20 protein-coding genes are annotated in these 21,840 nt (G+C 41.3%); 14 read left to right on the forward strand and 6 right to left on the reverse strand.

The genetic code is table 11. The annotated features are described in order from the left end of the window. The first annotated feature begins 53 nt into the window (after nucleotides 1-53). From L3V77_RS21590 to L3V77_RS21600, 3 genes are all read left to right on the forward strand, one after another. Nucleotides 54-335 carry a hypothetical protein gene (locus tag L3V77_RS21590; protein WP_275136883.1) on the forward strand — a complete coding sequence of 94 codons (282 nt, stop codon included), beginning with the start codon at nucleotides 54-56 and terminating at the stop codon, nucleotides 333-335. 262 nt (nucleotides 336-597) lie between these two features. Next, complete coding sequence (locus L3V77_RS21595; protein WP_275138224.1) at nucleotides 598-1,323, forward strand: MBL fold metallo-hydrolase; 726 nt, start codon at nucleotides 598-600, stop codon at nucleotides 1,321-1,323. Nucleotides 1,324-1,469: 146 nt separating this feature from the next. Next, on the forward strand, nucleotides 1,470-2,387 hold the full coding sequence (locus tag L3V77_RS21600; protein ID WP_275136884.1) for a LysR family transcriptional regulator: 918 nt from the start codon (nucleotides 1,470-1,472) through the stop codon (nucleotides 2,385-2,387). Between the two features lie 69 nt (nucleotides 2,388-2,456). Here L3V77_RS21600 and L3V77_RS21605 read toward each other — a convergent pair whose 3' ends face one another. Then, on the reverse strand, nucleotides 2,457-3,851 hold the full coding sequence (locus tag L3V77_RS21605) for a diguanylate cyclase (protein WP_275136885.1): 1,395 nt from the start codon (nucleotides 3,849-3,851) through the stop codon (nucleotides 2,457-2,459). Between the two features lie 239 nt (nucleotides 3,852-4,090). Between L3V77_RS21605 and L3V77_RS21610 the strand changes: the two genes are divergently transcribed. Further along, complete coding sequence (locus L3V77_RS21610) at nucleotides 4,091-4,966, forward strand: helix-turn-helix domain-containing protein (protein ID WP_275136886.1); 876 nt, start codon at nucleotides 4,091-4,093, stop codon at nucleotides 4,964-4,966. A 96-nt stretch (nucleotides 4,967-5,062) separates the two neighbouring features. Beyond that, the gene (locus tag L3V77_RS21615) at nucleotides 5,063-5,938 is read left to right on the forward strand and encodes a hypothetical protein (RefSeq protein WP_275136887.1); all 876 of its coding nucleotides are present in this window, start codon (nucleotides 5,063-5,065) and stop codon (nucleotides 5,936-5,938) included. A gap of 116 nt (nucleotides 5,939-6,054) precedes the next feature. Here L3V77_RS21615 and L3V77_RS21620 read toward each other — a convergent pair whose 3' ends face one another. Both L3V77_RS21620 and narQ read right to left on the reverse strand, forming a co-directional pair. Further along, the gene (locus L3V77_RS21620) at nucleotides 6,055-6,684 is read right to left on the reverse strand and encodes a response regulator (RefSeq protein ID WP_275136888.1); all 630 of its coding nucleotides are present in this window, start codon (nucleotides 6,682-6,684) and stop codon (nucleotides 6,055-6,057) included. Between the two features lie 34 nt (nucleotides 6,685-6,718). Next, nucleotides 6,719-8,404, reverse strand: a complete 1,686-nt coding sequence (narQ, locus tag L3V77_RS21625; protein WP_342752078.1) for a nitrate/nitrite two-component system sensor histidine kinase NarQ — start codon at nucleotides 8,402-8,404, stop codon at nucleotides 6,719-6,721. A gap of 243 nt (nucleotides 8,405-8,647) precedes the next feature. Here narQ and napF point away from each other — a divergent pair, with 243 nt between their 5' ends. The 8 genes from napF to L3V77_RS21665 all read left to right on the forward strand — a co-directional run bounded on the left by napF (nucleotide 8,648) and on the right by L3V77_RS21665 (nucleotide 15,257). Beyond that, nucleotides 8,648-9,181, forward strand: coding sequence for a ferredoxin-type protein NapF (gene napF / locus L3V77_RS21630; RefSeq protein ID WP_275136889.1), 534 nt, complete (start codon nucleotides 8,648-8,650; stop codon nucleotides 9,179-9,181). After that, nucleotides 9,182-9,433 (forward strand): chaperone NapD, encoded by a 252-nt coding sequence (locus L3V77_RS21635; protein WP_275136890.1) that lies wholly within the window; start codon nucleotides 9,182-9,184, stop codon nucleotides 9,431-9,433. A 10-nt stretch (nucleotides 9,434-9,443) separates the two neighbouring features. Continuing rightward, the gene (gene napA / locus L3V77_RS21640; RefSeq protein WP_275136891.1) at nucleotides 9,444-11,930 is read left to right on the forward strand and encodes a nitrate reductase catalytic subunit NapA; all 2,487 of its coding nucleotides are present in this window, start codon (nucleotides 9,444-9,446) and stop codon (nucleotides 11,928-11,930) included. Between the two features lie 23 nt (nucleotides 11,931-11,953). Next, on the forward strand, nucleotides 11,954-12,757 hold the full coding sequence (napG, locus tag L3V77_RS21645; RefSeq protein ID WP_195705672.1) for a ferredoxin-type protein NapG: 804 nt from the start codon (nucleotides 11,954-11,956) through the stop codon (nucleotides 12,755-12,757). A gap of 5 nt (nucleotides 12,758-12,762) precedes the next feature. Further along, nucleotides 12,763-13,629, forward strand: coding sequence for a quinol dehydrogenase ferredoxin subunit NapH (napH, locus tag L3V77_RS21650; RefSeq protein ID WP_275138226.1), 867 nt, complete (start codon nucleotides 12,763-12,765; stop codon nucleotides 13,627-13,629). After that, entirely contained in the window at nucleotides 13,619-14,053 is a 435-nt protein-coding gene (locus tag L3V77_RS21655) for a nitrate reductase cytochrome c-type subunit (protein ID WP_275136892.1), read from the forward strand. Before napH ends, L3V77_RS21655 begins: the two co-directional genes overlap by 11 nt. A gap of 8 nt (nucleotides 14,054-14,061) precedes the next feature. Continuing rightward, on the forward strand, nucleotides 14,062-14,643 hold the full coding sequence (napC, locus tag L3V77_RS21660) for a cytochrome c-type protein NapC (RefSeq protein WP_195705670.1): 582 nt from the start codon (nucleotides 14,062-14,064) through the stop codon (nucleotides 14,641-14,643). 284 nt (nucleotides 14,644-14,927) lie between these two features. Beyond that, the gene (locus L3V77_RS21665; protein WP_275136893.1) at nucleotides 14,928-15,257 is read left to right on the forward strand and encodes a hypothetical protein; all 330 of its coding nucleotides are present in this window, start codon (nucleotides 14,928-14,930) and stop codon (nucleotides 15,255-15,257) included. A 6-nt stretch (nucleotides 15,258-15,263) separates the two neighbouring features. On the opposite strand, the gene L3V77_RS21670 is transcribed toward L3V77_RS21665, so the two are convergent. Further along, entirely contained in the window at nucleotides 15,264-16,406 is a 1,143-nt protein-coding gene (locus L3V77_RS21670) for a GGDEF domain-containing protein (protein WP_275136894.1), read from the reverse strand. 303 nt (nucleotides 16,407-16,709) lie between these two features. Here L3V77_RS21670 and L3V77_RS21675 point away from each other — a divergent pair, with 303 nt between their 5' ends. Then, nucleotides 16,710-19,070 carry an ATP-binding protein gene (locus L3V77_RS21675; protein ID WP_275136895.1) on the forward strand — a complete coding sequence of 787 codons (2,361 nt, stop codon included), beginning with the start codon at nucleotides 16,710-16,712 and terminating at the stop codon, nucleotides 19,068-19,070. A gap of 94 nt (nucleotides 19,071-19,164) precedes the next feature. Here the strand turns inward: L3V77_RS21675 and L3V77_RS21680 are convergent, their stop codons facing one another. Both L3V77_RS21680 and L3V77_RS21685 read right to left on the reverse strand, forming a co-directional pair. Continuing rightward, nucleotides 19,165-19,914, reverse strand: a complete 750-nt coding sequence (locus L3V77_RS21680; protein WP_275136896.1) for a flagellar brake protein — start codon at nucleotides 19,912-19,914, stop codon at nucleotides 19,165-19,167. Nucleotides 19,915-20,146: 232 nt separating this feature from the next. Next, nucleotides 20,147-21,832, reverse strand: coding sequence for an alpha-glucosidase (locus L3V77_RS21685; protein ID WP_275136897.1), 1,686 nt, complete (start codon nucleotides 21,830-21,832; stop codon nucleotides 20,147-20,149). Nucleotides 21,833-21,840 lie beyond the last annotated feature (8 nt).

Raw genomic sequence — 21,840 nt, forward strand, 5'->3', positions numbered from 1 at the left:
TGGAAGGTATACTATTTCAATTAACGAACGGGTCAGTACTCTAAGGACTGTTTATGAATATCGATAAAGCCAAAAAGCGCATCGCGAAGCATGTTAAAAAGGGTGATAAGGGCTATCCAATCATTTCGATGACATATTTTGGTGAAAAAATAGATTGTGCAACAGAAGTTTCAATTCAGTTTACGTTGCATGAGGGTGGGGATGTTATGGAAGAGCGGTTCGCAAGTAAAACTGACGCTAGAGAAGATGAAGCGATTCAAACTACGCTGCTTAAGATTATTGAACGTGCGAATGCCAATACTGTTTTGGAAGTAGAAGGTGTCTCTATTTTGTAGTGCTGTCGCTGCCATCGAAGACGTCTATATAGAAAACAAAATCGCTACCAGTTATGGTGGCGATTTTGCTTTCTATACATTCTATTTGCACGTGCTATTTTGTCGCCCTCGCAACACTGTAACATATATTTAACATTTCCGGCATTCTGCTGCTATAGTTGGTCCGACCAGATGATTCGGCGTCAAGACATTGGATGCCGAACGTTAAATAACATAAGGACATGTTTTGCAACTGCATAGAATTCAAGGGTATATTCAGACCATGTATCTGGCTGAGTATCCAGATAAGCTGATGCTGCTGGATGGTGGTAGTCGAGCGGATATTCCTCATTTAAGAGATTTCATTGAGCATCAACTCCAACGCCCATTTACAGACCTTAAATTAGTGGTTGTCACTCATATGCATCCGGATCATGCGGGTGCCGCGCATAAATTGCGGACGCTAACGGGTTGTACTCTTTTGGCGGCAAAACGAGAGACAGATTGGTATGGTGGATGGGATGGTTGGTTGATGCATTTGACAGACTTGATGCTGGCCCTATGGGTGGCAAAGCGAATGCGTAAACCAAAACAGAACCTGTGGTATTCGCGTAAGCTAAAACCTGACGTTGAAATGCTCGACGGTGATGCTATTCCAGGTTTTGAAGACTGGCAAGTTCTGGAGACGCCTGGACACACAGATAGAGACCTTTCCATATATCATAGAGAACAGGGGATATTATATGTCGCTGATCTTGTTGTGGAAGTCAAAAACACACTCATTGCTCCATTTCCGATTTTTCACCCTAATCAATATCGCTGCTCAATTGAGAGGGTATACGAGTTAAAACCGACGTTTTTGTTAGCCGCACATGGTGGTGAAGTTACATTTGACGCCGTGGCTTATCAACAATTATTAAGTACCGCGCCGAAACAGCCGATCACCCATTGGCGATTTACAAAAATAAAGATCAAAAGGTTGATGAGTGGATTGGTGTCCAATAAGTAGATCAGCAGCGATAGTTATGACTCATGGAATGATATTTATGTTATTAATGTAGGTGTTATAAGCTGCGTGTTGTCGTGCAACAGATCGAGCAACAAGTTGTTAAACAAAAGGTTATTTGGTAATAAAGCGAAATAGGTAATCGTTAAATGGATAAGATCGATACAATGAAAACCTTCTTGATGGTGGTTCAGGAAGGATCGTTTTCAAAAGCCGCTGAAAAGCTCAATATGTCACCTCAGTTGGTTAGTAAATATGTTTTGGCATTGGAAGAAAATCTGCGAACTCGCTTGTTGCATCGTACGACAAGAAAGGTGAGTACGACGGAAGCCGGTGATCGATACTATCTCCGTTGCCAACAAGTGATCGAAGATATTGAGGATATGGAATATTCGCTGACAAATTTAGGGCAGCATGTTTCTGGTGTATTGACGATAAGCGCCCCTATGTCGTTTGGCGTCAAGCATTTGCCTAAGTTATTGGTGGATTTTCAGTCTCGGTATCCTGACCTTGAATTAGATCTGAAGCTTACAGATGTAAAAATAGATATTGTAGAAGAAGGGGTCGATGTCGCACTTAGGATTGGAAAACTAAAGAGTTCGTCTTTGATTGCGAAGAAAATCGCACCTATCAACATTGCTATCATGGCATCGCCAGAATATTTGCAGAAAAAAGGCACGCCACAGTCACCGGAAGAATTGCAATATCATACCTATCTTAAATATGCTTATACAGACGCCTCTTTTCTTTTTAGCCGATTTGATAAAAAATTAGTGGATTTAAAGCTATCGAGTAACATGACTGCAAATAATGGTGACCTATTAGTTAACGCGGCGATATGTGGTGGTGGAATTGTCATTCAACCCACTTTTATAGCAGGTGAAGCGTTAGCAAACGGCGCTTTAACGCGTATTTTGGTCGATTATGAACCAGAAGCAGTTGGACTTTATATGGTCTATGCAAACAGGAAGTTTCTGCCAAGTAAGGTGCGTGGTTTTGTCGATTTTGTTTCTGAATACTATGGAGATGAACCATACTGGGACCGAATATCGTCAAGTGAAGTATAAAGGCAGGATCTTTCTCGAAGTACAGATCTCTGCCACTAATTTGGGGTTGTATCGTAGCATTGATAAGCACTAACCTATTTCAATGCGATCTCGTCCGTTATCTTTGGCCTTATAAAGTAACGTATCTACTCTTTTTAATAAGGTGTAAATATCGTCTGCATCTTCCAACATAGTGACACCGACACTCACGGTTAATATGATCGCCTTATCTGCAATTTTCAAACCTGCTTGTCTAATGTTGTTTTGCAGCCTTTCTAAAGATGTTGAGACGCCTTGAACGTTTTTGGTGGGAAATATGGCTAAAAATTCCTCGCCGCCCCAGCGACCATAGACGTCATCACTCCGGCTAAATTCATTGGCAACATGAGCAAAAACCTTTAACGCCTCGTCTCCAATATCATGGCCATGTTTATCGTTAATGTCTTTGAAATTGTCAAAATCAAATAGTGCTACAACTAGTCCATGTTTATGTCGAAATCTATTTTGTAAATAGTCTTGTAATACTTGTTCTAGAAATCCTCGATTAGCTAATCCAGTTAATGCGTCAGTATTGGCTAATATTTCGAGTTGATCGTGGGCGTTCTTCAATGCATCTAGGTCATTATTGCGAGCAATCTCATGGCCTACCCACTCCGCGAATAATCGGATCAATTCATAATCTTGTCTTATAAATGGTTTGGTTGGTGAATTACTTGAGAAGTTGAGTGTGCCATAACGTAGGCCATCAACGAACACTGGCACGCCTATGTATGCTTCGAGTTTGAAATTTTGATAACAAGGATGAGATTCAATTTCACTCGTCGCAACGTTATGAAATCCTTTTGCTTTGTTAGCCTGAAAAACGTGTGTGCAATATGTCTCATCTAAAGCAAAGGCCATTTGTTCTTCTAACTGGTTGTCCGGGTGTACAGCCTGTTGAATGACATAACGATTACCATCAATTTTACTAAATATCCCGATAGGTAAACCATAGTGGTCACAACCCAACAGGAGTATGGCCTCTAATCTTTGTTTGAAACTAAGCTGTTGATTGGAGGTTATGGAGTGGAGTTTGTTCAACGTCTCTTCCGCATTAAGGCGCGAGGAGTCATCCTGAATCATCGCAACATAGAAGAGGCTTTTTCCTGCAGCATTCTTTATAGGTCCTCCGGTCACTTGGCACTTAAAAATATATCCAGATTTATTTTTGAAGGTAGCGACAGAAGACTCGTCGATATAGTCGGCTGTGTCATTAAAACGATTTCTACCTAAATCAGAAAAATCGTGCTCATTGGCGTATAGCATTCGAGTACTTTGGTTTAGTACTTCTTTGTCACTAAAACCGAAAAGTGTTTTTGCTGCGTCGTTAATGCTGACAATTTTTCGGTCTAAGCTCGCGAGTATGACGGCTGTTTCTATATGCGCAAACACAACTGAGAGTGTCTTGACGTCTAGTGGCAATGCTGTATCAATGTGGTCAGTCATAACAGACTTAACGTCCCTATTTCGGTTGGCGAGTCTAAAAGTATCGCTCTAAATGGTGATAATTGCTAAGAATAATAGATACATATATAAAAGTTGGTATTTATATATCGTATTACAGATTTGGTGAATGAATCTTGTGTCTTCGATTCCTTTCATTAAACTGGAGTAAAAGTATTAACATCAATCTGGAAAAGCAGTGGTTTACAAACTTACTTAGCTTGGTATAAATGGGGTGTGGTATGAATATTCCAGCGATTAGATTTAAACATAATAAATGCGATCAAGCCGAGTTTGAAATGGTTGAGCTCGAATCTCTTTACCAACGGGATTTGAAGCAGAGGCCTGAAGATCCACATCGTGTCACCTTTTTTATGCTTTTGTATATAGAGGAGGGTGAGGGTGTGCATATGGTGGATTTCGAAGAATATCCATTTACTGCCGGGTCTTTTGTCTTTATTCAACGAGAGCAGGTTCATGCGTTTGATTTCTCTTCTCAACCGAAGGGGAAAATCATACTATTTACTCAAGATTTTTTAGACCGACTGCATGCCAATATGCGCTTGCCGAATTACACACCGACTCATCTAAATAGTCACCATACACCTTTGATACAGCTAAATAAGCAAGATAATGGTCGATGTAAAACCTTGCTTGGTGAAATAGCAAATGAGATAGCGCATTTAAAATCGGATCCGCTTATCGTTATGTATCTTTTTTCCTCCCTATCTTTGATGTTACATCGCTTACGGCCAGAGCTTCGCCACGATAAGCTTTCTCATGAGCAGAGCAATAAGTTTGCTCGATTTTTGAATTTACTTTTTGAGCATTTTAAGAAAATACGCGATGCAAATTGGTATGCCAATCAAATTAATACCACGTACAAAACACTCAATCAGGTATGTAAACTTGCCACTGATTTAACAGCGAAACAATTGATTGACGCGTACACGATGATAGAAATCAAAAGAAACCTAGTAGTCAGCAATATCACAACACAACAGATTGCCTATGATTTTGGGTTTGAAGACGCGAGCAATTTTGTGAAGTTTTTTAAGAAACACGCCGATGCGACACCAAGCCAATTCCAGAAAGCCTACCTGAAGCCCTTATTGTAGTAGGGTTCGATATTGACCATTTTTAGGCAAATATCTACTCTGCCCTTGTTTGGAAATAGTGATTAATATGCACTCATCCAATCAAAGGAACAAAAAATGAACAAATTATCACTTTCAAATGTATTCGGTAATAGCCTTTTCGCCGCTGGTATTCTAGGCCTTGCAGCATGTTCTTCAGTAGTGAGTGAAACAGAAACGGTGTCAAATAGAGATAAAGCGGTTCAACTTGTGTCGTCTATAGAAACCGGTGACCCAACCCCCATCGCTTACATCAATCCTGAACAATATATTCAGCATAATTTGGCCGTTAGCGATGGGCTAGCAGGTTTTGGCGCTGTGATGCAGATGCTGCCAGAAGGCAGTGCGAAAGCCGATGTTAAACGTGTATTCCAAGACGGTGAGTATGTTGTTCTCCATACTGAATACAATTTCTTCGGCCCTAAAGCTGGTTTTGATGTATTTCGTTTTGAAGAAGGACGAATCGTTGAGCATTGGGATAACTTGCAAGAAATCGCACCAATAAACCGTAGTGGTCGCACTCAGTTTGATGGAACGACTGAGATTAAAGATCTAGAAAAAACAAAAGAAAACAAAGCACTGGTTGCCGATTTAGTTGATTCAGTTTTTATCAAAGGTGAGTTTTCGAAAGTTGGTCAATTTATTGGTCCTAAAGATGACGACTACTTACAACACAACGTAGCTGTTGCTGATGGTCTAAGTGGCTTAAGTGAAGCAATGAAAGCGCTAACAAAAGCGGGGTCACCAATGATTTATACTAAAAATCATAAAATATTAGGTCAAGGTAACTTTGTTATTGCGATTAGCGAAGGGGAGTTCATGAAGAAGCATGTTGCATTCTACGATTTGTTTCGAGTTGAGAATGACATGATTGTTGAACATTGGGATACGATTGAAGCGATTCCAGTTAAAGCTGAATGGAAAAACACAAACGGTAAGTTCGGTTTTAAGTAACCTTCGAAGAAGGCTAGCGTTAGCTTCCTTCAGGTAATTAAGGCCTGAAGGAAACCGATGAGAGGTGACGGCTGATTAAGTCACCTCTCAATAACAAGAGTTATTTGGGAAACGGGTTAGGATTTGCCTTTATTTTCTAAATAAAGGACGGTTGCCGCAACGCGAGATTTTACGCAAAGCTTTTTAAGTAAGCTTTTGATGTGTACTTTTACTGTCGCTTCAGAAATAAATAACCGATCAGCGATTTGTCGATTACTAAAGCCTCTCGCGACTTCAACAAGAATTTCTTTTTCGCGATCCGTTAGTGAGCTAAACATGTCATCACTTACAGATTTATCACGCATTATTTCCAATACATACTCGTTATATGCATTCCCTGTGACCATCGCTTGTTTAAGCAGACGAATGAGTTCATCTGGTTCGGTATCTTTAAGCAGGTAACCGTCGGCACCAGCATCGACTAATGCTTTAATATCTTGCTTGTTGTCAGAGACCGTAAGCACGATAACGGTTGATGTTACGCCTTCCTCTCGCAGTACTTTAAGGGTGTCGAGACCGGACATGCCTTTCATATTGAGATCGAGTAATATCAAGTCAGGTTCTTTTCGGCAAGCTATGGTCACGGCATCGGCACCATTACTGGCCTCAGCAATAACGGTAAACTCATCTTCGAAAGATAGGAGCTGACTCACTCCTCTTCTCATTAGAGGGTGGTCATCGACTAATAGTACGTTCCAATTTGACATTTCTTTTCCTAATTTAATCCGAGTTCAGGTTCACCTACATCTGTAAGGGAAAAAACAGCTGTACTGTACAGCCTTCGCCCGGGCTACTAAATACTTTGAGCTCACCATTCAGACGATCAGCGCGTTCAGACATGATGGTTAAGCCGTAATGGTTGAGCTTTTCAATGCTAGTGCAGAATCCGTTACCATTATCAACAATACTGATATTAACTGATCGATCTTGTTGGTGACAATTTATCTTTATTTCGGATGCATTTGCGTGTTTTATGGCGTTGAGTACGGCTTCTCTAATCAGCTGTATAACGTGTACCTGGTGGTTTGCGCGAAGAGATATTGATGCGAGTGTGTTGTCTAGAATTATCTCCGCCTTTGTCTGCTCTTCTAATGGTTTCAGTAGTTCTTGCAATGCTTCCTCTAGATTTGCTTTGCCAATCGTCAATCTAAACGTACTGAGCAGTTCGCGTAACTGTGTATAAGTCGCACTCAGTTGCGTGTCTATTTCTTTTGCTGTTTCGCCCGCAAGTTCCATATTCGGCTTCGCAATACTTCGATTGAGTAACGTCGTTTGAATTTTTAAGTAAGATAGAGACTGTGCAATCGAATCGTGCAACTCTCTGGCAATGGTTGCGCGCTCTTCCATTAGCAACAGTTGTTGGGTCTGTTTCTGAGTATTATTATAGTATAGACCGCGAGCAAGAATATTGGTTACGTTAGCGATGAGCTCTTGGTCAGGGCAAGGGAGGGTGAACTGCCATTCAAGTTTCCCCATTATATCGTCATCAATTTTTAGCGGTTCAAAATGCCAAGTAGAGTTGTCTGCGTCACCGACGAGAAGATCCCATTCTGCATGAGCCTCTTTAACAACTAGACGTACCGCAGTCACCCCTTCTGTAGCCTGTAAGTAAGAGAGTATTTTCTTAAAATTGTCTTCACCTAAATGGCTGACAGAGAGTTCTTGTTGACATCCATATAGAACCTCAAGGGAGTTTTTAGCATGCTCTAAACGGTGTGTTTTCTCAGAAATTTTTTGTTCAAGCTCAGAATAGTATTTTTCTAATTCAGTGGACATTCCGTTAAAAGCGCCAGCTAATACACCAAGCTCATTTTGACTCCTAATTCTCAATTTGAAACTGAAATTACCAGATTGGACCTCTTTGCTTGCAACCATTAATTGTCTCAGTGGTTTTACGATTTTTTTCTGAGAAAAATAAATGACATATGAAACAACCGTCAATATAAGTAAAAAAACCACTCCATAAGCGAGAGATAATATTTGAAGTTTTAGTTGAGAGAATTTCTGTAACTCATAGACAAAAATATCGATTTGATTGACGTATGTGGCAACTTCATCTAAGTAGGAAAATTTGTTTTCTGATAACAAAGCTGGGTGTAGAGCCTCCCAACGTTCTAATAATTGTTGATAATTATTTACCAATGAATCTGGCGTTATCCAATTTTCAATAGCACGTAACGTTGGCGAGTTTAGAGAACGTTCATAGCTGACAATATGATCATAAAATAGGACCGATTGTGTCTCTATATCAAAGGCTAAGCGATAACTCTGCATGCGAAGGGAACCCGCAATATTTATGGCTTCGGCATCATCTAAATTGGAGTATAGCGATATCAATGTTATCAGTGTTGATATCACTGATAAAAGGAGAATGATTATCATTGCTCTTGCAATTGTTTTCGTTACAGAAATCTGAGCGCGTCGCAATTAAATTTCCTCCGATTGAGCATGGAATAGAATTGGTTATTGTGTGAACTAAAGCGATGATAAATATTGATCTTGCTCAAGTTCACAAGCTAATTACCTCTTTGTAGGTATTTATTAGCCGAACCCACATCTTAGACTAAAGTTATAATGAATAAATAAAAATATTAACAAAAATGTCTACTTATAGATGTTTGTTAATTTGGCCACTAACATAATTATCACAGTCATTTACAGAGGAAAGCTTTGGTCGATTTAGCACGGCGTCGTTTGTTTAGCCGAATACCAAAAGCGCAATTAGATACACAAGCACCTCAACGGATGCCATGGCTTGTCGATGAACAGATTTTTATCGCTGGATGTAGTCGTTGTAATAAGTGTCTAGACGTATGCGAAACCGACATCATTATTCAGGGAGACGGAGGTTTTCCTGAAGTCGATTTTAGCAAAGGTGAATGCTCCTTTTGCGAAAAATGTGCAGATACATGTCCCGAACCTCTTTTTTTTCCACGAGTTGAACCTCTTGTTTCGCGGACTGAAAAACCTTGGAAACAAGTCGCAAAAATTAATGACAAGTGTTTGTCGATACAAGGTGTTGAGTGTCGAGTTTGTGGTGATAATTGCGAATATTCAGCAATTAAATTCCGCCTTCAAGTGGGTGGCAGTGCAAAGCCATTAATAAATGAATTTGATTGTACTGGATGTGGAGGCTGTATCAAGCCATGTCCATCTGATGCAATCGGTATGTATAAAATGGAAAGCATAAAACAGGAAGCATAGATGAGTTATCACGTGAGCAGTTTAGCGGTGCATGCCGCCGCTGACAAACTCGAAGCGGTGAAAGCTGCAATAGAGGCAATGCCAGGAACCGAAGTCCCTGGAACAAGTGAAGTGGGCAAGTTAGTTGTGGTTATCGAAGGTGATAGTCGTGACAGCCTCGCGGAACGTTTTGATAAAATTAAACTATTGCCAGGGGTGCTAGCGGCAACTCTGGTTTTCCATCAAATGGATGAGCAAGTTGAGCTTGACTGAGGAAGCAAAAATGAGTGTCAGTAGACGAAGTTTCTTGAAGGCAAATGCAGCGGTTGCTGCGGCATCGATAACGGGAGTTATACTTCCAACATCGATTGCTCAGGCTGCTGGAAAAGATAATGAAGTAAATTGGGATAAAGCACCCTGTCGTTTCTGTGGTACTGGTTGTAGTGTTCTAGTCGGTACGCAGAACGGCCGAGTAGTAGCATCTCAAGGTGACCCAGACGCACCAGTAAATCGTGGTTTGAACTGTATTAAAGGGTATTTCCTACCGAAGATCATGTACGGAAATGACCGTTTGACTCAACCGTTATTGCGTAAAACCGATGGTGTTTACGATAAAGAAGGCGAATTTACTCCAGTAAGTTGGGATGAAGCTTTCGATATAATGGAAGAGAAATTCAAGGCAACACTGAAAGAAAAAGGACCAACGGCCGTGGGCATGTTTGGTTCTGGTCAGTGGACTGTCTGGGAAGGCTACGCCGCAGTCAAACTTTTTAAAGCAGGTTTCCGTTCTAACAACCTCGATCCTAACGCTCGTCACTGTATGGCGTCTGCGGTTGTCGGTTTTGCTCGTACCTTTGGTATGGATGAACCTATGGGTTGTTATGATGACTTAGAGTACGCAGATGCATTCGTACTTTGGGGTTCAAACATGGCGGAAATGCACCCAATCCTTTGGTCGCGTCTAACTGACCGTCGTTTGTCTGATAAGAATGTTCGTGTTGCGGTTCTTTCTACCTATGAGCATCGTTCTTATGAGTTAGCCGATAACCCGATTATCTTTACGCCACAAACTGACCTTGCGATTCTTAACTACATCGCTCACTACATTATTTCTAATAATAAGGTGAACCAAGACTTTATGGATAAGCACGTTAATATCCGTGAAGGTGAGACTGATATAGGTTATGGGTTGCGTCCTACGCATGCACTTGAGAAAGCGGCGAAGAATCCAGGTAGTAAAAAATCGACGCCAATGTCTTTTGAGAACTATGCGAAATTCGTCGCTGATTATGATGCAGAAACCGTTTCTAAGCTTTCAGGTGTGCCAGTAGATCAGCTTGAAGAACTTGCTGAAATGTATGCTGATCCTAAAGTTAAAGTTGTGTCTTATTGGACAATGGGTTTCAACCAACATACTCGTGGAGTATGGGCAAACAACTTGGTCTATAACATTCACTTGTTAACAGGCAAGATTTCTAAGCCAGGTTGTGGGCCATTCTCGCTAACTGGTCAGCCTTCCGCATGTGGTACGGCTCGTGAAGTCGGTACGTTTGCACACAGATTACCAGCAGATATGGTGGTAATGAATCCTAAACACCGTGAAATGTGTGAAACCAAGTGGAATATTCCTGCAGGCACTATTCCTGCAAAACCAGGTTACCACGCGGTTCTTCAAGATCGCATGTTGAAGGACCGTAAGCTAAATGCTTACTGGGTTCAATGTAACAACAACATGCAAGCTGGCCCGAACATGAATGAAGATCGCCTTCCTGGTTATCGTGATCCAGCAAACTTCATCGTTGTTTCGGATCCGTATCCAACGGTTACGGCTATGGCTGCTGACCTTATTCTTCCAACCGCAATGTGGGTAGAAAAAGAAGGGGCTTACGGTAACGCAGAGCGTCGTACGCAGTTCTGGCGTCAACAAGTCTCACCACCGGGTGAATCTAAGTCAGATATGTGGCAAGTAATGGAGTTCTCCAAACGGTTTAAAGTAGAAGAGGTTTGGCCACAAGAACTTATCGATAAGAAACCAGAGCTTGCTGGTAAGACATTGTTCCAAGTTTTGTTCGAAAATGGTGAAGTGAATAAATTCAGCGTTGATGAATTAGCGGAAGGCCAATTGAATGATGAGTCTCGTGACTTTGGCTTCTACGTTCAAAAAGGTTTGTTTGAAGAATATGCCTACTTTGGTCGCGGTCATGCGCACGATTTAGCACCATTCGATATGTATCATAAAGCTCGTGGCCTTCGCTGGCCTGTGGTTGATGGTAAAGAAACCTTATGGCGTTATGTTGAAGGCTATGACCCATATGTAAATGAAGGTGAAGAGTATTCGTTCTACGGTAAACCAGATAAGAAAGCCGTGATATTTGCGCTTCCTTATGAGCCAGCAGCGGAATCTCCAGATGAAGAGTACGACCTATGGCTATGTACAGGTCGTGTACTTGAGCATTGGCATACAGGTTCTATGACCCGTCGTGTGCCTGAGTTGTACCGCGCCTTCCCGGATGCTGTTGTTTATATGCACCCATTGGACGCTAAGAAACGTGGTTTACGCCGTGGAGACGCAATAAAGATTGCTTCGCGTCGTGGTGAAGTTACCAGTCACGTTGAAACTCGTGGACGTAACAAGGTACCGCAAGGCCTCGTATTTATGCCGTTTTTCGATGCTAGTCAGTTAACCAACAAGCTAACCCTTGATGCGACTGACCCACTATCAAAAGAGACGGACTACAAGAAATGCGCAGTTAAGATCGGAAAAGCCTAGTTGTTGTTATGGAGCAGTAAAGAATGAAAATCTTACATTCTTTGCCATCTGCAAGTAGAAGGCGTTTCATGCGAGACGCCATTCGTACAGCGGTTGGAGTTGGTGCCGCAACGACAGTACTTGGGTTGCAAACCACACAAAGTAAAGCCGCTAATACGTCCGGTGTGCCTATTCGGCCACCAGGTGCATTAGCAGAGCAAGAGTTTTTAAACGCTTGTTTACGATGTGGTTTGTGTGTCCAAGCTTGCCCTTATGACACCTTAAAGTTGGCGACAATGTTGTCTCCAGTGGGAACCGGGACACCTTATTTCACCGCGAGAAATATTCCGTGTGAGATGTGTGACGATATTCCATGTGTGGTTGAGTGCCCTAGTGGTGCTCTTGATAAAGGGCTCACCGACATAACGAAAGCGAGAATGGGAACCGCCGTTCTCATAGACCATGAGACATGTTTGAACTGGCAAGGGTTACGTTGTGATGTTTGCTACCGAGTATGTCCATTGATTGATGAAGCGATCACGCTAGAGCCAATACGTAACCAACGTACTGGTGTACATGCAAGTTTTATCCCAACCGTAGTGTCAGATAAATGCACTGGTTGTGGTAAATGCGAACAAGCATGTGTGCTTGAAGAAACGGCAATCAAAGTTGTTCCAATCGCGTTAGCAAAAGGTGAATTAGGTCACCACTATCGTTTAGGTTGGGAAGAGAAAGCGAAACATGGCGGTGAAAGTTTGATTCCAGAGCAGCTCGATTTACCAAATCGTAAACCCCTTGGTAATCCAGATGGTATTAATCCAGATGGCATTAATAAAGGAGGTTTGTGATGGCAATGAAACCTAAGAGTGTAAAAAATCTGGCAAAAGATGCAGGTAAAGAAGCAAGAGAAAAGTTCGGTTGGTGGAGTGCCTATCGATTCTTAATCTTACGTCGACTGTGTCAGTTTTCGGTAATTGGTCTGTTTATTATGGGTCCAACGTGGGGTGTATTGGAAGGGAATTTATCTTCTAGCGTGTTGCTAGGTACGGTTCCTATGTCCGACCCTTTACTATTGCTTCAAACGATGGCAACAGGTTATTGGCCTGAAACTACAGCGATTCTCGGCGGAATAATTGTTGCAGGGTTTTATGCTGTTGCAGGACCAAGAATGTTCTGCGGATGGGTATGCCCGATGAATCTGGTAACAGATTTGGCCGCATGGATGAGAAGAAAAACGGGACTTAAAGCAAGTTATCAATGGCCATCTTCACTACGCTATTGGTTATTAGCAGCAATCCTAATAGGTAGTGCTGTATCAGGCACACTTTTATGGACATGGTTAGATCCAGTATCTGCCCTTCACCGAGGTATTATTTTCGGATTTGGTGCCGGTTCTGTGTTAATCCTTCTAGTGTTTCTTATTGACTTGCTCTTGGTTGAGCATGCTTGGTGTGGTCACTTATGTCCGTTAGGAGCCACTTATGGCGTTATCGGTCGCTATAGTCTAATGCGTGTCACTGCGACCAACAGGGAGCAGTGCAATAACTGTATGGACTGTTACAACGTTTGTCCTGAACCAAAAATATTAAGGCAACCGTTGAAAGAGGGCGACAGGAAAATCATGAGTCAGGATTGTATTTCATGCGGTCGATGTATTGATGTCTGTGCTGAGAAAGTATTCGAATTTAGAATAAGAACTGGAGCTAAATATGAAGAGTAAGTTTGTCGTGTCTGCAATGCTGGCGGCTTTTGTAAGTACGGCAGCATTCGCCGAAGTGACATCACTTCGCGGCGATCAGAGTATAAGCGATAATAATGAGGTATCTACTATTAAGCAGTTACCCAAAAAACAAGATAAGCTAGCGTTGGATTATGTAAACCAACCACCACTTATCCCACACTCAACGGTTCAAGTGCAACTGAATGTAAGTAATAACGGTTGTCTCGAGTGCCATGATGTAAGTACTTATCGCAAAACTGGAGCGCCACGTGTGAGTCCAACTCACTACATGGATCGTGATAACAAAATGTTGACTGATGTAGCGCCACGCCGTTATTTCTGTCTGCAATGTCACGTAACACAAGTTGACGCGAAACCTCTGGTCGCTAATGATTTCAAACCAGCTGGTAAATTTGGCCAGTAGGGGGCGGTATGGGAATGATTAAACGCCTATGGGCGTGGTTTACCAAGCCGAGTCATTTGGCTCTTGGAACGCTTTTAACGGTTGGTTTCATTGCGGGTATTATCTTCTGGGGTGGTTTTAACACCGGTATGGAGATGTCAAACCAAGAAGAATTTTGTATTGGTTGCCATGAAATGGAAGATAATGTATATCAAGAGTACTTAGGTACCATTCACTATTCGAACCGTTCTGGTGTTCGTGCAACCTGTCCGGATTGTCACGTACCGAAAGAATGGGTTCCAAAAATGATCCGTAAGATCCAAGCAAGTAAAGAGCTATACGGGAAAGTTTTTGGTGTTGTCGACACACGTAAAAAGTTTGAAGAACATCGTTTTGAAATGGCGACGCGTGAATGGGCCCGAATGAAAGCTAACGACTCTCAAGAGTGTCGTAACTGTCATAACTTTGAGTACATGGATTACGTAGAGCAGAAACCTGTAGCGGCGCAAATACATAATTTGGCGGAAGAACAAGGTCAAACTTGTATCGATTGTCACAAGGGTATTGCTCACCAGTTACCGAAAGGACATAACATTAAGAAAGAGTTTTAATGTTGCTTTGTTAATAAAATGGCACCCAATTGGGTGCCATTTTTATGTTATATCAAGCTAAGTAAGTTTGTGAATAATATGAATACCTTTCCACAGAACACTCAAAACGTCCTTATGCACGTAGTCATATGCTTCAATGCTTATTGACGTCCGCCTCATTGCATCAACTATGCTTTTTACTATTTCTTGGTACCATATTAATATGGTGTCTATCTGTAACATGACTTTGCTTGTGATTGGTGTCTATACTGTAAGTTATAGATAACTTTTTAAGGGAGGAATATATGGCTGTTACACGCATGCATACTGACCCTGGTAAACCCTATGATCCAAATAAGGAACTTACCAATAACCAACGCAAGCGCTTTTCCGATGTGGCGAATAAGGCTGAAGAGAAAAAGGAGCAGCGCGAGTTATATGATGCGGTCATTCATCCTGAGAAGTTGAGAGCCAAAGCAATCGCACAAGCTAAAGCTCAACAACAACAGGCACAGTTAGAAAAATCTCAACGGAAGATTAAGGTACCAGTGCTCTCTTTTTGGAGAGTGTTGATGTGGTCTATTACTTTGGGTGCGTTTTGGGTTTGGATACTGTTTATGTTTCCAAGTAGTTAACCAAAGTTAAACAATATTCAGTGTAATGATTTTTTTATCTGCAGGGGTATTTTGCGAGGCATGATAGAATCGATAACGATTTTTACCCGAATTTTTAGCGCTATACATCGCCTTATCGGCACATCGTATGAGGTCCTCTAAATTGTCTGCATCTTGCTTATATAAGGCAATTCCAATACTAAACGTAAGATGGGCGGCTAATTCTGTTTGATTGAGTTCATCATCAAACAGAATATTGATCCTATGTACGATTCGCTGTATGTCATCAAGCGTTGGTACGTCATGCAATAAAATCATGAATTCATCACCTGCGTAACGAGCGATAGAGTAATCATCTTTTTGGGTTATGCGGTCAGCGGCTCTCATATTGCTGATGATACGCTTAGAAAAAAGCTGTAGTAATTTGTCACCGCTATCGTGACCGTATGTGTCATTGATGCCTTTAAAGTTATCAATGTCCACAAACAGTAGTGCGGTAATACTATCTTGCGAGTCTGCTATTTTTAGTTTCTCTTTTGACCATATTTCAAAACTCCAGCGATTCGCTAAGCCTGTTAATCTATCTCGGTAGGCGAGTTGGTCAATACCTTCTTGATAAAGACTTTGTAGATAATCGGATGCGTTTTTATAGCCATAATTTGAAATAAGCGCAATAAGGCAGAGAGTGAACATGGATAATAAAAAAGTGGTTTCTGATAGGTTTTGTAACGAAAAATAGTCGACAGAATTGGTTGCGTTGAAAGCCAGTATTACTGCCGTCACTAAAAAAAAGACAATAGTGTAGATGATGGCAGCTTTAAACTCATTGATCATTAGAACGGCAGCGACAATAGGATAGACCCAAAAAATGGTTCCATTGGGTTCAGCAATATTGATAAACGCATTCAACAGCACGGCAACAGAAGGGACAAGCGGGCTGTATTGGACATTCTTGATCACCAAGAGGTAAACAATATGCACAGAGCAAAATAAAGCGGCAACAAGATTAAATTCTGCGATCAGTTCTTTGCCTGCAATATAGTTTACGATGCTGTACGGATAGAGAAGGACAAGCGCAATAGAAGAAAAGGTGATCAATAGTTTCTTCTTTCTTGATTGGCGAATATCCGCCATTGCTTCGAGTTTGATTCCTCTTAGTTGATCACGCATATTATCGGCTTCTTGGACCTTAGATAGACAGATAATATTGTAGTGAATTTTGGGTAGAATTGGTCTTATTTCAGGTGAACATACTGTGACCAATGTCGTCTTGTTACATATTTTTTGAAGCGAGATCACATTTAAAATCTACACTAACACTAAACGTTTTTATCGATATTGACCACTATCTAGGCTAAATTGATGTAATATTAACCACTTAGAGCTCAATTGTTGTGTAACGCACTAAAATGTAATAAAAAAGCATCTACACTGAAAAGAGATCTATTACATAAATTATCACAGGAGGTGATTATGCCAATAACTCCACTGCATTCTTCTCAACTTTATCATGTGGCGACGCTAGAAAAGTTGCCTTGCAAGTCGACCAAGGAGTTACCACCTTTAGATGAAATAGTCGGGCAAGAGAGAGCGCAGAAAGCGGTTGAATTCGCGATGTCTATCAAAGACAAAGGGTACAATATTTATGCTATAGGTCGAAATGGACTAGGCAAGCGCACCATGATATTGCGATATTTGAATCGACACCAACATGAGATTAACTCGTTGTTTGATTGGTGTTATGTCGCTAATTTTGAAGATATTCGAACACCCAAAGTACTCAAACTTCCAATTGGTATGGGGAACAAATTTAAGCACGATATTGAAAAGCTGATGGAGAAGCTAATTAAAGCAATCCCGTTGGCTTTTGATAATGAAATGTATTTTACACGGGCTGAAAAGTTAAAAAGTCAGCTTGCAAAAAAACAGGAAAGTGAACTAGAAGATATTAGTAAAATAGCTAAAGAGAAGAATATCAGCTTAACCCTCACCACGCAGGGGGATTACCAATTTATAGCGATGGATGGCGAAAAAGAACATACCGAAGAAACGTTTGATGCATTAACAAAAAAAGATCAGGACCAGTTTGGTAAAAATATTGATGCCTTAGAGATACAGCTTCGATCTATGGTTCGCCAATTAACTGAATGGGAAGAGACATACAGCGAAAAAATTCAAAAATTGAATGATGACGTCACGTTAGATGTGATTACTCACTTCATTAAGGCACTTAAAAAAGAGTACGCGAGATTTAGTGAAATTAAGAAATACCTAACTGATTTACAAAAAGATATCGTCGAGAATGTCGAAATATTTTTGGAGGAAAGTGATGAGCAGGGTGAAATTGCTGCCGCTTCTTTAGACAAGAAGCTCCCTCGTCGATACAAGATTAATGTTCTGGTAAGCCAAAGTGTTGATGCTTTTCCCATTATTGTTGAAGAAAATCCTAATTATCATTCCCTATTTGGTTATACAGAAACCGCGACGTTCAAAGGGACCGTGTTTACCGATTTTTCATTGATCAGGGCGGGCAGCTTGCATCAGGCGAACGGCGGTGTTTTGTTGATGGATGCAATAAAAGTGTTGGAGCAACCATATGTGTGGGATGGATTGAAGAGAGCGCTTCGATCCAAGCAACTGAGTTTTACTTCACTAGAGAAGGAGGTGACGCTGACGGGGACCGTCTCGCTCGATCCTGAACCTATTCCATTGGATGTGAAAATTATCCTGTTTGGGGATTATCGGACCTATCAGTTACTGCAACATTATGACCCAGAGTTTAGTGAGTTATTCAAAGTGACCGCTGATTTTGAAGACGAAATGTCACGAACTCCTGACTCAGAACTGCACTACGCACGATTTATATCCAGTATTGTGCGTGACAATAATATGCTCCATTGCGATAAAAAGGCGATGGGTAGAATTATTGAATACAGCTCGCGCAGCGCTGGGGATCAAAATAAGCTGTCGCTTCATTCTGCTCACATTGCTAACCTGTTGAGAGAATCCAATTATGTGGCAAGAAATGCGCGTTCAAACTTGATCCGCGCTAACCATGTAGAGAAGGCTCTTGATAATCAGAAGATGCGTGTTAGTCGCTTGCAAGATGACGTAATGGAAAGCTTTGTTAATGGCACAACCCTTATTCGAACGGAAGGTGAAGCCGTTGGTCAGGTTAATGCTCTATCCGTATTATCAACCAGTGATTACATGTTTGGCGCCGCCAATAGAATAACCGCAACGACATCTTATGGTGATGGTGAAGTTATTGATATTGAAAGGAATGTTGATTTGGGTGGTAGTATTCATTCCAAAGGGGTACTGATTTTGTCTGCTTATTTGGCCTCTGTGTTTGGTAAAACTGCAAAGGTTCCTTTGACGACTAACATTACTTTTGAACAGTCTTACGGTGGTGTTGATGGTGATAGCGCCAGTATGGCGGAATTTTGCGCGGTGGTTTCAGCCTTTTCTAAACAGCCCAATCGGCAGGATATTGCGATTACAGGTTCTATGAATCAGTTTGGGGAATCACAACCTATTGGTGGTGCCAACGAGAAAATTGAAGGTTTTTTCGATGTTTGTCGAGTGAAAGGGCGTTCTCGAAATCAGGGGGTCATTATCCCCAAGTCAAATATTCATAACCTAATGCTACGTAAAGATGTTGTACAAGCAGTAGATAAAGGGGAGTTTTTCATCTGGGCCATCGATCATGTGTCTGAAGCCATAGAGCTATTTACTGGTAAACCAGCGGGAGAGCCGAGCGAAGAGGGAAGCTATCCAATAGATACTATATTTGGAATCGCTCAAGCTAAATTGAATGCTTTGCGCAAATGATGCGATAAATAGTAAGGTCTAAGGGTGATGTGTATCAATTTGCTGCCACCAACCTAGGCCTCTATTCTATTTATTGTTGCTACAGGATAAGTTATTACAATTTTAGGGTAAGTTTGACACCATCGAATTTAAGCAGACCAAGTAAACTCTTTACGTGGGTCGTACCAGTTTCATTGAACTTAAGCCCATACTTGGCGTAGTGCATAGAAGATTGTAAGTTGCATATAGTGCCGTACAGTGGAAGCAGTTTGACCTTAGAGTTTGGCGGTGTGCTGATATTGATCATGACCTCTTCACCGACATCATATTTCTTCCCTAGAGGGCTGGTAATGAATCGACATCCGCCTTTAGACAGATCCCTTACTTCACATTCAATTTTAGTCTGACCAACCTCGGCGTGGGCTCTGAGTGCGACATCGTACCTTGGCTCTTTTCTCAGTTGGTTGATTTTCATCATGCCGGGAATAGAAACCAAAATAATCGGGATAGGTTCTTTAAGAATATGCATGATCTGCGTGCGGAAATAGATAAGAGCGCCTTCTCCCTTTTGAGAGATAGCCCTGATATTCATCCAGAAACCTTCCTGAAAGAAATAGTCTTGATCCTCTTCGGATATACTTGGAATCTCCATGAGGATAAAGTTATCTGAGTGGGTACCGACGAACTTGGTCTTACCCATATATTTGATACCAACAGGTGTCGTCAAATTAATAGTAAGTTCACTACCGTGGTCGACCATATCAATCGCATCAGTACTATTAATCGTACTTTCATTTCCATCGATAGCCGGAGACTCTTTTACATCTATTTTATGTTGTCTTTTTTCTGAATGTTGAGCACTCACTTAATCGACTCCTGAGTGTATATACTTGTTGAAACTTATCATTGCTATTATATGAATAATAAAGATTATTATTAGTGTTGCAACTCACTTTTCAAAACATGGACACACATTAGCGTTTGATTGAATGATTTGTGATCTCACCGTCGACCGTGAAATCAATTGCGTTGGTGTGAGGAGTCATTGCTCTGCTATAAATCCACCATGCCAATGACTTCCTCATTAGAACTACGTGTTATTCAACGCTGAAGATATACGCTTGGTAAGGATTAAGCGTGATTTTTTGTATAGATTCACATTCATCAGAGTAATTGTTGATGATCACCTTTTTAAGTTGGTAGTCGTAATGTCGTATTTGATGTTCATCAGTAAAATTAGCAACGATAAGTAGTGTTTTACCATCATAAAAACGCAAAAATGCGTACACATCAGTATCATTTTCGTCAAGTAATTGGTGTTTACCGTATACGATAACATCACTATATTTGTCACTCTGACGCAGCGCGATAAGCTTACGATAATGATGAAATATGGAGTTCTCATCATCTGTTGATTGCTCAGCATTAATATCAACATAATTCTCATTCATCGCCAACCAAGGTGTTCCTGTTGTAAACCCAGCATTTGTCTCTTTATTCCACTGAAGTGGGACTCTGGCGTGGTCACGTGAGAAGTAATTTAGGAAATCGAGCGCATCTTGTTGTGAAATACCGCTGTCCAACATTTTTTGATAATGGAATTTTGCCATTAGATCGTCGTATTCATCAATGTTAGCAAAGAACTTGTTGGTCATTCCTAACTCTTCACCTTGATAAATGTAAGGTGTCCCACTCATCATGTGAAGTACTGTGCCTAGCATTTTGGCGCTAATGATACGGTATTCAGGGCTGTCATTTCCGTAGCGTGAAACAGCACGTGGTTGGTCATGATTGCTCCAATATAAACTGTTCCACCCTTTTTGATAAAGGTCATTCTGCCATTTAGACATAATGGATTTAAACTCAACTAAATCAAAAGGCTTACGCACAGCATTGTGTTCTTCTCGATCGATACCCATGTGCTCAAAATGAAATATCATGCTCATTTCATTTCGATCTGGATGTGAGTAATACCGACCATCTAACGTGGTGGTAAATGGTGTCTCACCAACGGTTAATACATCATAATGTGAGAGAACTTTTTCATGCATTTCGCGCAGGTATTGATGAACGAGAAGGTTGTTAGACCAATGTTCCCAACCAGCGACGCCAGAATCAAAAATAGTTGCATCGGGATAGTCTGAGGGTTTCCCAATCATATTGATAACATCCATTCTAAAACCACCGAGCCCCTTCTTAAGCCAGAAATGCATCATGTCATAGATTGCATCGCGTACTTCGGGGTTAGCCCAGTTAAGGTCAGGTTGTTTCTTGCTAAAAAGATGGCAATAGTATTGGCCACTACTCTCATCAAAACTCCACGCTTTAGGAGTGAAGAAAGACTCCCAGTTGTTTGGTTCGCTGCCATCATTTTTTGGATCTTTCCAGATATACCAGTCGCGTTTAGGGCTGTCTTTACTACTCTTGGATTCAATAAACCAAGGGTGTTCGTCGGACGTATGATTGGCAACCAAATCCATAACGATCTTGATGCCACGCACGTCCGCTTGTGCGATAAGGCTGTCCATATCCGCCATGGTGCCAAACTCTGGAGCAATCTCCATATAGTCGGAAATGTCGTAACCGTTGTCGTCCATCGGTGATTTGTATACTGGACTTAACCAAATGACATTGGCCCCAAGCAGCTTGATGTAATCGAGTTTTTCAATAATGCCTGGGATGTCACCGATACCGTCCCCGTTTGAGTCGTTAAAACTACGCGGATATATCTGATAAACGACGGCATCGTGCCACCAACGTTTTTCGAGTTGTTCGTTACTCATGGGTACTT

The organism is Vibrio sp. DW001 (assembly GCF_029016285.1).
Classification (GTDB): Bacteria; Pseudomonadota; Gammaproteobacteria; order Enterobacterales; family Vibrionaceae; genus Vibrio.